The organism is Marinomonas sp., assembly GCF_965225885.1.
Taxonomy (GTDB): Bacteria; Pseudomonadota; Gammaproteobacteria; order Pseudomonadales; family Marinomonadaceae; genus Marinomonas.
On record NZ_OZ245329.1, the window covers coordinates 4,359,845 to 4,373,593 of the forward strand.

Sequence of the window (13,749 nt, forward strand, 5' to 3'; positions counted from 1 at the left end):
ATTGAAAAGAGAGGAAACAAGAAGGGCATCAGCTTAAAAACGCATGCCGACTTCCATCGAAACTTTTCGGCCAGAGGTGAAAGATTGAGCCGCAATCGATGACGTAGCGGTAGAAATTACATCATCAAACAAGTTAGTCACTTTTACTTCTATGTAACCTTCACTGCTAGCGAATAATGGAGGGTTGAAACGTACTTTGGTATCAAGCGTTACCAGTTCATCAAAGTCCAAGTCTTTGTAAATATCATATTCTTTCCCCTCTTCGCTGGTGTAATCGTCGCTGGATAACTTAGCAATAGTGCCGCCACTTTTTAGATTTACAAAGTTACTCCATTGAAGGTGCCAAGCTGGAATAATAGTGTTGGTACTGAATTTAACTGTAAACGGAATATTATAATCCCAAGAAGGAAGGTCATTATAAGCAATCACTTTTCCTTTGTAGTAAACCTCTTCATCTTCCTCTACCGTTTCATCATAGGCATCGTCACTCTGAGTATTGGATTTACTTTCCTTCCAACCTATCAAGAAACTTGCTTTGGTTTGCGTATTAAATAACTCAAACGGTGTACGCTGATGAAAAGCAAGTTCAATACTGTTATTAGAACTTTGCCCTTCGTTGGTGTAGTAATACAACTTATCCTCTTTGTTCTTAACTCGCTTAACGCCATCACGGCTTTCTCTATTAACCAAGGTCAAGGAGGAATCAACCGGTCCCATACGTTGGTCTATTCGAAACATGATTTCATCAGAGTAAGGTGTTTTTAAATCGTACTCAGAAAAATCAGCGTAAGCACTTGAGCTTGCTTTAGGATAACTTTTTTTAACATTGCCCTTTTTGTCATATTGAGTCGTTGTGTACCAAGACTTCATCTCGTTACTAAGAGCATATTTCAAAAAGCTACGGCCGTAATAACGACTAGCGCCAGTGGTTAATGTCGTGCTGCCATCACCAAAAACATTCCACTGAAGATTGGCTCGAGGAGCGATATTGGTGCGATCAAGCAAAGACTCATGGTCTGCACGTACACCTGCAGTCAATGTCCAGTCATTAATGTCTACTTTATCCTGAATATAAAACCCTTGGCTCTGATACTTTTTCGTTAACTTATTCGCCGTCAATTGGCCATAAGTTTTCAGATACTCATCTTGCGAATCGTGCACACCATCTTTATTTTTGTCACTACAACCTTTCCCCGTACTTCCTGATAAACAAGCGTATTGTGAGAACTCACTTCCACCCGCTTCATAAAAAGCATCTTTAAACGACAAATCAGCGCCAAGAGTAAAAGTATGTTTTGTTTGACCTACTGAAATTGCGTCATGAACCCATTTTGTATTAAGACTAATGGTGTCTTGTTGCTGCAAAATATCCCCAAAACCACCCGAGTAAGGAAGGCCATTGTAAAAGTTTGCCGAAGGATGGAATGAATAAATATTTGTCTGGGAATTAAGCTCATCAAAAGATCGATCAATAGCCATATCAATATTTAATACACTGTGTTCAAAGGAATACTCAAAATTAGTACCGACACCATAAGCCGTATGCGATTTTACAAAAGTATCGGAATAGTCTTTTGACGTTAAGCCATCGTGAGCGCGATCCGAATAACGAAAAGAAAAGCCCAAAGACGCCTTGTTGTTTATTCTTGCATCAATGCGCGCCATCAAATTATCGATGGTGTCATTGTAATAAATTGATTTGACCTCATCGGAGCGATTTTCATATTGCTGTCTAAACTCAGAGGTTTTACGAGAAACTGTTAAGGTAGATCCCACCTTATCGGACAAGCTTTTCAGAGCAGTTATAGAGTAATTTTGCTTCTTGTATTCTGGGGTATAGCTTCCGTCAATGCTGTCTGCACCATAGAAATCTTCCGCTTTTTTCTCGTCAAAGTGAAATTGCTCCCAAGCATCTTTTTGCAAACCATATTTGAGTGAAAGAGAATCTTCACCATCATAACGTTTAAGACGAGTATCGATGACACCGCCCATAAAACCACCGTATTCAACAGGAATGTTATTGCTGTATACCTTCACCTGCTCTAAAGCATCTACATCGATGTAATAGCTTTGTGGTGAGCTGCCAGACAAAGTACTTAGATTCGCAGGGATTATTGGATTTGTATAACTGTCTCCAGTACTACTAGAGCCAGGATCAAAATCATTTGACGTATCAATACCATCAATCATAAAAGCATTTTGATAATAATCTTGGCCGTAGATAGACACTTCATCAGGTCGCAAACTACCGCTGTTAGTAGAACTACTACTCGCACGACTAAAATCAACCGCGGTATTCGTTCGCAATAAATCAGTTAAATTGCCACCTTCCGTTGGCATGGCTTCAATATCGTCCGAACCAATCGTTTGCACACCAACTTCCATCTCATTCTGCCTGCCCTGAACCAATAAGGGCGACATGGTTATTCCGTCGCTGTTTTCAGAAATATAATTAGAATCGACTAAAACAATGCTTTTGCCTTCCCCTTTCTCGTAAGAAAGGCCAGTACCAACCAGCAATAAATCCAGCGCTTGCCCGGTTAGATATTCCCCTTCAACACCTAATGTACTTTTACCTTTTAAAAGCTCTCCATTGCCACCAATATACATGCCAGAAACAGCGGCAAATGCGTTCACTGCTTGTGATAACGGCCCAGCGGGGATCTTGTAATATTGCTTTTCTGCAGATGCCAATTCGGCATAAGCAGCAGGCGACATGGTCAACACAAAGCCACCAGCCAAAATCGTATTCATAAACAATAACGACGCCGTGGTTTGCTTTTTAAACTGGTGTAAAGATGAGCATGAAAGGAACATATAAACTCCGTAATAATAATACTTCTTATTACTATTACCGAACATAACTGAAAAAAGGGACATGAAAAAAATGTTTTTCGTAAAATGATTTTTAAAATTAGCTTAAACGAATGCTAAGCCGCAGAAATGCTCACCCACCACGGTAGCGAATGATTAACTCGAAGAGGAAAAGATTTTGCCAACATAGACAGCACAAGATCCATATCGTGATTAGGAAACGTTCCCACCACACGCAAATCGGCTACTCTAGGATCTAGGTTAATATGACCAGAGTAATAGCGCCCGATTTCTGCTACAAAATCCGCCAAAGACATATCATTCACAATTAACAAACCATTGCTCCAAGACTCATACAAAAGAGAAGCTGGCCGAATATCGCCAATGGTATCTACAGTAAATGTCACTTCTTGTCCGGCTTGAAGTTTCTTAGATAAACCAGCTCCCAAAGGCATAAGAGCGACGACACCATCATAAACCGCTAATAAAGATTGTTGATCCGATAACTGCCGTACACAAAAACGTGCCTCGCTCGTGCCGGAAGCAACCACACCATGAGAGCAAGACACTGAAAAAGCCCGCGAGTCCTCAGTGTCATAGTTTTGCACCAAGACCTCACCCGTTAGCAAAGACAAGCTGCGCTGGTGAATATTATAAGATTGATTCATCGCGCTATTGGTATTCAACCAAATCTGCGAGCCGTCCTCCAAATCATAAGCGGCGACTTGCCCAACGGGCGTATGAAAATCGGCCATCCACGACCTAGCCATTCTAGGCAATGCTGTTTCATTCCAACTGATCCAGCCTAATGCCGCAACGCCAGTCATTCCTAACACACCTTTCATCAGCTGACGGCGATTCATTGAATGGCTATTTTCTAAGACATAACCAGCAGATTGCTGCGTATTATTGTCTTGGAAACTAGCAAACATAGCGCCAACCGACTCAACCTGTTGCCAAGCTTTACGATGCGCTTCGTCTTCGTTTAACCACTGTTGCCAAGCTTGCTTATCGGCTTCTGATGCTTGATTATCCGCCAATACCGCAAACCATTCTGCTGCGGCTTCCAGTTGGGCATGATAAGAAGGTTTTGGATAAGTCATAAAGATTACAGAGACTGTTCAGATTTAAATAGAAGGCATTGCAGCATGGCCTGCGCCATGTAACGCTTCACCATGCGTTCTGAAACAGCCAAACGCTCAGCGATGTCTCGGTAAGTCAAACCATGGATTTGAGACAAAATAAGCGTATTTGCGACTTTCTTTGGCAGTTTGGCAATCATCACATCCAGCTCACAAAGCAGTTCAACCATAGACGCAGAATACTCTGCCGAGGGAACAAACTCTTCTTCACGATTAGCTAACGATTCTAACCAAGCCTGCTCTATCTGCTTACGGCGCCAATGATCAATATACAAACCTTTGGCAATAGTACTCAAAAAGGCACGAGCCTCGCCCATGTTAGATATGTGTTTAGGCTTTTTTAATAAACGCACAAAGGTGTCTTGCGCAATATCGGCTGCCAACTCATGACAACCAAGGCGGTTACGAATCCATCCTGTCAGCCATGAGTTATGCTCGACATAAAGCTCACCAACTTGCTGGGATGTTCGACAATCAGGATTCATTGATTCGCACGACCTCATCTAAATAAAATATTTAAGAAGCGGAAAAGTACAACAAATGAGAATGAATATCAATAAATGAAAGATATTTAAACTTCAAGCCAGAGACTATTCAGAGGGAAAATCTCGGGCTTGAAGTAAGACATGTGACAGAAATAGACTACAAGGTCGTAAACGCACCGCCTTTTGCTAACGCTTTTTGATAGGCTGGCAACGCTTCGACTTGTTTAATAAAACGCGCGATATTCGGAAACTCTGATAAATCCATGCGTGTGCTAGATGCTTGTAATGGGAAACTCATCTGAATATCCGCAGCACTTAAATCATCGCCAATGATCCAAGTATGCTCACCCAGAGTTTGCTCAATAAAAGCCAACTGCGGCTCAATACGCGGCATAATAAACTTCTCTTGAACTTTATTGCTCAAGGCTTTCGCAATTGGTTTCACGAAAAAAGGCATCGGACTTTGTGGGATTTTCATCATCACCAGCTTCATTACCAACAAAGGCATAAACGACCCTTCAGCAAAATGCAGCCAATAACGGTAATCCAACAACGCTTTGCCATCCGTTGGTCTCAAACGTTTTTCCGTATCATATTGATCCAACAAATATTCAATAATCGCCCCAGACTCCGCCACGGTTAAATCACCATCGGTAATCACCGGAGATTTACCCAGCGGATGCACTTTTTTCAAAGATTCAGGACCAGAAGCGGTTTCAGGATCACGCTTGTATTCCACAATCTCGTAATCAAGACCAAGCTCCTCCAACAACCATAAAATACGCTGTGAGCGAGAATTTTCTAAATGATGAACCGTAATCATATAATCTCCTTATTGTTTTATCGGGAATGTATGGCGCTAATTCTTACACTACAAACTATACGCAATGACACAGAAAAAAGATGACTACATTGCCAAAACAGACAAAATCGAATACCTACTCGTTCAAATAAAGCTCGGCCATACTATCCAATCGTTGTTTCACTGCTTTCCAATTCGGCATCACTTGCGTTAACAAGCGCCAAAACCGATCACTGTGGTTGTGTTCGGCAATATGACAAAGCTCGTGCAGAATCACGTAATCGATACAGTCTTTTGGCGCTTTGATAAGATGAGGATTAAGTAAAAGCGAGCCACGCGCCGAGCAACTTCCCCACTGTTTTTGCATCGGCAAGACACGGAAAAATGGCACGCCTTTGACCCATTGTGTTTCGGGTAATAACTGCATCAAACGCTCATGAAACACGCGCTCTGCGTTGGCTTGATACCAATGCGTCACCAATGCTTTCACACGGGACGTTTTGTGTTCATCAAACTGACTTAAGGTGACTAACAGCTTGCCTCGCGTCAGCTTGATTTTTGGCCCCGCTGCAAAGTCTTCCTCAACTTTTAAGACATAGCGTTTACCAAGATAAAACTGCATCTCGCCGCTGACATATTCTTTGGGCTGAACAAATTCTTGCTGACTGCGACACGCCATCAAGGCATCCCAAATCCATTTCGCGCGCTTAATCACCGCTTCATGAATCGCCTCGTTGCTGGCATCGTCCGGCGCGATAACTTGCACCTCGCCACTGGGAGAAACACGAATAGTAATTTTGCGTTTTTTAGACGTCGTACTTTCTATAGTGCTTTCTGTGGCACGTTTGCGAATCACGTCGTAAGCAATGGCTTGGTCGCCATAGACAAAGCTGTATTCTTCACTGTTGCGCTCACTTGAATGAATGGCTGTCATGCAAAAATACTCATAAGACGGCCAAAGCTACCGAGACGAATGCTGAAGTCGCGTACTTTGTAGGCGAGTGTTTTGCGTGACTGCGGTAATCAAGGCGTCGGCTTTTGCTAAATCAAACTTATTAAAAAGAATCGGTAACAAGCCAACACGAATTTGCTTATCAATCTCCTGCGGATTAATCGAATATTCGGCCACCGCTTTGCGCACCACTTGATCAATTTGTAGCGCAAACTCAATCCCTTCATCGTCGCTGATCGGTTTGCCCTCTTTGGACAAAATGTCCTTAGAAAGACCATTGCCAAGCTGCTGCAACATCAAACCATAATAAATTTGCACATTACCGCGCACAGAAGCATCTAACTGGCGAATTTTTTCCTGCGGAATCCCCGCCACCTTGCGTTCTTTTAGTTGTTCTTCTAAATCCGCAAACAACATGTATTGCTTAATCGGCGCATCGAACATGGCGCTGGCTTTTTCGATGGCCTCTTTTAACATCTTAGAGAAATATTCCTGCGCGTAAGGATCGTCCGCCAGCTCTTGTTCGATTTGTCGGGTCATGCGCCCAGTGATGGCGTCTTTTTTATTACGCGCCTCGGCGTCTGTCATCGGTACAGGTTGGCTATTACTGCCTAAATCCCCGACCCAATACGCGCCTTTTGATTCACGAATTTCCACCCCACCAATATGCTTATCCAACAAGGCACGAATGTCTTCTTCGTATTGATCGTAATCGATGGTTTCTTCTGCCGCTGCGCGTACTTTCTGACGTAAATCCGTCATGTTTTTCAGGGTTTGCTTATACAAGGCGCGTTTGTCGTCAAAGCGTTCATCGTCAAAATAACCTGCCGATTGCAGCGCCACCTTCATGCAACGAGCAAACGCCGACAAAGCCGCATAAAAATCGTCACGCTTTTTCAAGTTAACATCGGTTAGCTGCCCAGCAATATTTTCGATCTTCACCGCCAACGCCAGACCCAACGCAGTATGGTCACTCTTATTCTGAACCGAATCAAAAAACGACCACAAAGTAGCGTACAAACTCGGTAGTTTTTTGTATTCGGTTTCCATGGCGCTGTACAAGCCTTTGAGATCATCAATATCAAAGCCCGCTTGCGTGCGCTTAGCAAGATCCTGATACTTCTCAATCGTGGTGTCTAATTCTGTTAGCACACCGCGATAATCGATCAAATAGCCAAAATCTTTGTCTTTGTATAAGCGGTTTACCCGCGCAATTGCTTGAATCAAACTGTGTTGTTTCAACGGCTTATCAATGTACAACACGGTATTTTTCGGTTCATCAAAGCCCGTCAGCAGCTTATCTACCACAATCATGATGTCTGGGCCGTCGTCCTCAGAAAACGCTTTAATAATCTGCTTGGTGTAGGTTTTCTCGTCCTGATTAGCGACGTTATTTTTCCACCAATTTTGTACAATGTCCGTGCTTTCTTTATCGACTTCGGAATGGCCTTCTCGCGTGTCAGGTGCCGACATAGCCACCACAGAAGTTACTTTGCCAATCTCATCCAACAAGACTTTATAGCGAATCGCCGACGCTTTGGAATCGCACGCCAGTTGGCCTTTTAGACCACGATGTTTGAAGTTTTGAAAATGGTCCGAAATATCATGAGCGATCAATTCTAAGCGACCGTGGGTTTGATAAATCTGCCCTTGCTGAGCGAACTTACGTTTTAAATCCGAGCGCTGTTTATCGGTGAGCTTATCGGTAATGCGATCAAACCAAGCGTCGATGGCTTTATCATTTGGGCTGAGTTCTGCTTTGCGCTCTTCGTACAGTAGCGGCGTCACGGTTTTGTCTTCCACCGCCTGTTGCATGGTGTAGGAATGAATGATCTTGCCGAACTTATTTTCAGTTTTATCGTCTTGCAATAACGGCGTGCCGGTAAAAGCCACAAACGCCGCTTTGGGCAAGGTTTGGCGCATGCGAATATTGTTTTCGCCATTCTGGCTGCGGTGTCCTTCGTCCACCAGCACAATAATATCGGCACTGTCGTTAAAGCATTCTGGCAACGCCACTGCCGTGCCAAATTTATTAATAATCGAGAAAATAATCCGCTCGTTGCCTCTGCCAATTTGCTGCGCAAGACGAGCGCCATTGGTCGCCATCGCCTTGGACTGATCTTTAGCCGACAAAGCCCCGCCTGACATAAAGGTTTGCGATAACTGATTTTCCAAATCCACTCGGTCAGTCACCACAATCACCCGACACTTCGCCAGCTCAGGCAACCAGATCAACGCCTTAGAAAGAAATACCATGGTGAAGGATTTGCCCGATCCTGTGGTATGCCAGATCACACCGCCGTTACGTGCGCCATCATCAAAAGTGGTGATACGTTCAACCAAAGCTTTGATGCCAAACACTTGCTGATAACGCGCCACAATGCGCCCGTTCTTTTTGTCGAACAAGCTAAACAAACGCGTCATTTCCAGCAATCTGTCATGGCGCAACAAAGACACCAACAGACGATCCTGATCCGTCACCAATAAATCGCCACCAGCGATCAAAGCAAGATAAGTTTCCCGCGTTTTGCTCGGTCGATGATCGAACAAGGCATCTAACTTGGCTGGCGAAAGCGGCGTGTTCTTCAGACGAGAAAACGTCACTTCGGTGATCTCTTCTTCTTTCCATTTCGCCCAGAATTTGTCTTTCGTGCCACAGGTGCCATACAAACCGTCATCGCCATTAATCGCTAATAACAACTGGCTGTAGGCAAACAAATGCGGAATTTGATCTTGCGCTTGGTTACGAATGCTTTGTGAAACGCCTTCCATTACCGAGGATTTTCCCGCCTTACCTTTTTTGCTAGAAGCTGGACGTTTCGCCTCGATCACTACCCAAGGCAGACCATTCACAAAACACACAATATCGGGAATACACTTGCCCGTGCCGTGAGTGTTTTCCACTGTCAGCTCTTCGGTAAAATGGTATTCGTTGTTGGTAGGCGTTTGCCAATCGATTATTTGAATGGTCGGGCTGTGCTTTTTGCCGTCGATAAACTCCGTCACCGTGATGCCATAGGTTAACGCATCGTAGAGTTTTTCATTGGCGGCGTTTAAGCCTTCATTCATGGCAGGATTGCCAAGCTGATGAACTATCTTATCAATCGATTCCTCTGACAAGGCTCTCAGCTTGCCCAAATAGGAAAAACGCTGCTTGGCTAACACAGCACGCAGCACCTGCGGCAAAATCACCACAGACGATTTCTCCCGCTGCGCCAAACAAGCACGAGGCGAAACAAACTCGTAGCCCAAATTACTTAACAGCGTCAGCGCGGGGATCTTCGAGCTGTGTTCTTCATTGAAGTTAGCCAATGGTGCGTTCATCTAGGCGCCTTGTATCAAAGATTTAATCGCAGAAGGAAAAGACGCAATCTGCCCTGCTTCGTATTCTGTGGTTTCTAGCTCAATCACAGCAGCCATAGCTTCAGCGCTGTCTAAACTGTCAAGAACATTCACCACTTCTTCTATACGCTGTCGACGCTGGTTTTTAAGATAAGGATGGTTTAGATTCAGTAGTTCAATCGTATACTTTGCTTTCTCTTCCTCTGCGTCATCCAGATGTGGCGATGGAACAATTTCACCGCTTGCTTCTAGAAACGCAAAGAAACGCTCACAATCTGGGTCAGTAGGAGAAATGAACTTTTCCTCATTATAGAAATTCTCTTTTGCGTGCCCACCAAAATACGCCCTGTGACTATCGTCATCTTCGATAGTCCGGCCTATAAACCGATCTTGTGCAAATAAAGGTTCATCTCGAACATCTAAGATACTAAGCAAAAGATTGGTATAATCAAATGTCTCTTGCGGATAAATACTTTTCGGTCTTATATGCTCTATATGACATCCATTACTTAGTGCATCTAAATTCGCAGCAGACTTAAAATGCTCTAAGTTAAACTCAGTATATCCACACAAGCCTTGTTGCTCGATTTTAAGTTTATTTCTCACGGTAGATTTTTTGCTATTAAAGGACTGCCAACGCTGCTTAGCTTCTTCGGCTGTTTGTGGTCTACCAACTCTCGTGTTTTGCCTATCTAATACATTACTGCCTAACTCCGTTTTAGCAATCACTCTCATTGTGCCAGCAATCCCTTACGTCGAATTTTACGATCTGCTTTTTGTAACTCATGATGATCTGGACCAAGTGTTTCCTCTAGCTTTGCTCGTAAGGCTTTGCCTTCGCTAGATTCATGTTGCCCTAAATCAATCATGTCTAAATAGTGTTCAATATCCACCACCTGTTCGATACGAGGTTTAGGATTAACATGCATCACTTCCGTTAAAATATCATTACTGGCTTCGCCATAAGTTTCACCAAAGATAGGCTGAACGGCGCCTGTTTTGTTCATTGCTATAATGGACTCTTTCTTAACCGTTGAGAGCACTTGAGGGCTGTGGGTCGTGACAATAAATTGTATATTCGGAAAGGCTTCTTCTAAATTTTGCAGCGCTAATTGCTGCCATTCAGGGTGCAAATGCATATCTATTTCATCGATTAACACAGTGCCAAATGTCCCAGTTACTGCGTTGCCCTCTAAATGTGGATTCAAACGCACACAGCGATAGGCAATATCCGCCACCAAGCCAACCATATTCCGTACACCATCACTTAACAAAGAAATAGGCATATCGCCCTGCTTAGGATGTGTGGCAATAATTTGCTTTGAACTTGCCCCATAACGTACATTTTTCCAACCAGAAGGTGCAAGCACGGTATTAATCGCATTACCAATAGCACTCAATAAGCGCCCTCGAGCCGTTTTCCCCTTGCTAAGCGCTTCTTCAAGACCTGATTGCTCAAGTATCTCCATACGACGTTCGTAATCAGCAATGCTTTCATTTCGAAGCCAACGAGCAAATGCGTTATAGCTGGACTCTGGGTCCATGCAATCGCGGTAACCTTCTAAACGGCTTGCCTTGCTGAGCGATTCTTCTTTCATAGAGGAAAGTGATTTCTGCTTCCAAAGACGTCCCGTTCCATAGTAAGCCAAAATAGGTAAGGTGATAGCCTCGCCATTTTGCACCGCTTTTTCTAAGCGCTTAGCAGAATTTTTTAGAGGAGCCACCTGAGTAGTGCGACTTTTTTCGGAATTAAGGCTGCGAGTCCAAGAGAGAGGAAAGTCCGGAATAGACGATGCTTCGTAAGCCTCACAAGTCACAGTAACAGGAAACTGGTATTCCATTTGAATCGTTTCCCCATGCGCTGATTGAGTAACAGCAAGGTGAATCTCATCTTTATGAACACCACGATCCACGCCTGTTCCAAAGGCACTAAGATATTGTCCATAAGCCACAGAAATCGCATCTAACACAGAGGTTTTACCAAAGCCGTTTTGCCCGACAATCACGTTCAGACCTTCATTAAAATGACATTCAAACGAGGTAAAACCACGAAAGTTCGAAAGCGTTAGCGTCTTTAATTTCATTATCCTTCCTCCGCAAAGAGCGGCTTTTATGTCACTCATTATAGAGTGTCGTTCTTTAGGCAGTCTTTCAGGCTAAGTCGCTAACGTTCTAAAGCACTAAAAGTTTGCTATATAGCGAACAATACAACGTCAACACGAAAAGTTTACTATATAGCAAACAAAACAAGAACTTTAGCGCTTCTTCTGATACGCAGAGAAGTCGATGACATTGTCCTTATGTTTAACCGCTTTTTGCTTAACGTCTTTTTTCTGATTTCGTTCGCCTTCCCCCAGATGAGCCACACCATCCGGTAAAGATTTGAGCAATTCGGCGAGTGCTGCGTCGGCTGCGTTGTTATCCGCGTCATCTTCTAACAGGTTATCTAGTGAGAAGATTTGAAAATAGTTTTTCGCTTCCAATAAATTCGGTGTAATGATTTTTTCTGGATCACGGGAATACGCGTTGAGCCATTGCAGTAAAAAGGCCTGAACGGGATAAAAGTAATCTTTTTGGCCTTTCACTTTACGGGGTATTTCACCCGTAAACAGGTTGAAGTCGAGTAAGTCTTCTTCCTCTTCGAGCATGAAGTCTTCGTAACAATGACGCTGAAGATGCCAAGACACATCGTTGATATGCGCTTGCGCGCTGCGGTCGTTGCGTTGATAAAATACCGAGTTGTTACCTAATGCATGGCAGGCTTCTAACGATTCGGCGACTTCTTTTACATCCATATTATGCGGTGCCGTGACGCCCATAATATTCAGATACAAATGCCCTTCAAAATCGTTTAAAAAGCTGCTTACGTCACCTTTTTTCGGTGCCAACATGGTCATGCAATAACGTGTGTTGTAGTCCATCACTAGCAAGTATTTTTGCCGTTTCACCGAGACGCAATGCACCAACCAATGCCAATCCGTATCGTACGCGTCGGTTAGCCCTAAACGGTTAGGAAACACCACGCCGTCTTTTGCCTGCTCGATGGCTTCGGTAATGGTTTTGTGTGGCGGCGTTTCCACACAGGTGCGTTTTTCGCCTTTCACCCTGGTGGTGAACAATTCCACCACGGCTTTGGTACAGTTAAACACCCACATATTTGTCCTCCGAAGATAATATTAATGAGACGTTTCGGCTTCCAACACAACACGACGTTTGCCGGTGAGCAACTGCTGCATCAAGGCTTTTTTCTCTTGCTGCAAATGCGCCAGTTTGGATTGTAAAGCGTCGATTTCTTGATCGGCTGCCGTGAGAACCGCCGCGATTTTTTGTTGTTCTTTGAAAGAAGGAACTTTTAAACGAATGTTATCAAAATCTTTTTTAGATAATTCTAAAAATGTAGATCCACTAGCTTTTGAAATAAGCTGATGCCTTTCATGGGCCAACAAATAATATAAAAACTCTACATCTGTACTCTTATTGGGTACGAGATTTTTAAACCCCTGATTAGTACACATTTCCGTTTTAGTTATGGCAAGTGTTCCAATCGTTGCACGTGTACAAACCAGCAAACTCCCTTTTGGAACAAGTTTCGCTGAACAACTTAACAAACCAGATTTAGAAATTTTTCTAATGCTGCTACAGATATAATGAGATTTTAATTTCGTAATATCTGTTGGAGTTACCCAAAACACATCACCGTCCCAATAGTCTGAATTAGTTGTACTTGGCGTCCCACCAGACACAACCTCACCAAGCTGTTTCAGCTTCACCTCTTCCCACTTTTCACTAAACCCAGCAAAGCGTTTTTTGCCTGTGAGTAGTTGCTGCATTAAGGCTTTTTTCTGCTGCTGACTGGCGGCGATGAGTTTCTCCGTGGTGACAATCGACTTATCCCACGTTGAAAGAATTTCAGCGATCTTGCGTTGTTCTGGGAGTGGTGGAAGTAATAAAGGTATAGCTCGAATTGTAGATAAATTTAAACCAGCTTTCGCCCCAGAATCATTTAAGCGGTTGATTTTATGATTCATTTCTTTTGAAGATAAAAGATAGGCAACGAATTTAGAATCTGTAAACTTACCCTTCAAACGAACTAAAGCTGTGTGTTGATTTATAAAAGCTTCGCCTAAGTTATCTGGCACCCAGCCAATTTTACCTAACTCAGCTGTAATAGAGATCAGAATATCACCAGAATTGAGACTGTAACTAATTTTG

10 protein-coding genes are annotated in these 13,749 nt (G+C 43.4%); all 10 read right to left on the reverse strand.

Translation table 11 applies throughout. The annotated features are described in order from the left end of the window. Positions 1 to 33: 33 nt before the first annotated feature. The 10 genes from ACO05V_RS20860 to ACO05V_RS20905 all read right to left on the reverse strand — a co-directional run bounded on the left by ACO05V_RS20860 (position 34) and on the right by ACO05V_RS20905 (position 13,745). Complete coding sequence (locus ACO05V_RS20860; protein ID WP_421856115.1) at positions 34 to 2,817, reverse strand: TonB-dependent receptor plug domain-containing protein; 2,784 nt, start codon at positions 2,815 to 2,817, stop codon at positions 34 to 36. A gap of 113 nt (positions 2,818 to 2,930) precedes the next feature. Further along, on the reverse strand, positions 2,931 to 3,917 hold the full coding sequence (locus ACO05V_RS20865; protein ID WP_421856118.1) for a DUF4880 domain-containing protein: 987 nt from the start codon (positions 3,915 to 3,917) through the stop codon (positions 2,931 to 2,933). Positions 3,918 to 3,922: 5 nt separating this feature from the next. After that, entirely contained in the window at positions 3,923 to 4,441 is a 519-nt protein-coding gene (locus ACO05V_RS20870) for a sigma-70 family RNA polymerase sigma factor (RefSeq protein ID WP_421856121.1), read from the reverse strand. A gap of 157 nt (positions 4,442 to 4,598) precedes the next feature. Next, the gene (locus ACO05V_RS20875) at positions 4,599 to 5,264 is read right to left on the reverse strand and encodes a glutathione S-transferase family protein (protein WP_421856124.1); all 666 of its coding nucleotides are present in this window, start codon (positions 5,262 to 5,264) and stop codon (positions 4,599 to 4,601) included. Positions 5,265 to 5,379: 115 nt separating this feature from the next. Further along, on the reverse strand, positions 5,380 to 6,177 hold the full coding sequence (locus ACO05V_RS20880) for a M48 family metallopeptidase (RefSeq protein ID WP_421856127.1): 798 nt from the start codon (positions 6,175 to 6,177) through the stop codon (positions 5,380 to 5,382). A gap of 27 nt (positions 6,178 to 6,204) precedes the next feature. Further along, complete coding sequence (locus tag ACO05V_RS20885) at positions 6,205 to 9,519, reverse strand: type I restriction endonuclease subunit R (RefSeq protein WP_421856130.1); 3,315 nt, start codon at positions 9,517 to 9,519, stop codon at positions 6,205 to 6,207. Beyond that, positions 9,520 to 10,272: a retron system putative HNH endonuclease gene (locus tag ACO05V_RS20890; RefSeq protein WP_421856133.1), complete on the reverse strand. Its 753-nt coding sequence runs from the start codon at positions 10,270 to 10,272 to the stop codon at positions 9,520 to 9,522. Beyond that, on the reverse strand, positions 10,269 to 11,621 hold the full coding sequence (locus tag ACO05V_RS20895; RefSeq protein ID WP_421856136.1) for an AAA family ATPase: 1,353 nt from the start codon (positions 11,619 to 11,621) through the stop codon (positions 10,269 to 10,271). The genes ACO05V_RS20890 and ACO05V_RS20895 overlap by 4 nt, the downstream gene beginning before the upstream one ends. Before the next feature lie 171 nt (positions 11,622 to 11,792). Then, the gene (locus ACO05V_RS20900; RefSeq protein ID WP_421856139.1) at positions 11,793 to 12,692 is read right to left on the reverse strand and encodes a DUF6933 domain-containing protein; all 900 of its coding nucleotides are present in this window, start codon (positions 12,690 to 12,692) and stop codon (positions 11,793 to 11,795) included. Between the two features lie 21 nt (positions 12,693 to 12,713). Then, entirely contained in the window at positions 12,714 to 13,745 is a 1,032-nt protein-coding gene (locus ACO05V_RS20905) for a restriction endonuclease subunit S (protein ID WP_421857048.1), read from the reverse strand. Positions 13,746 to 13,749: the final 4 nt, after the last annotated feature.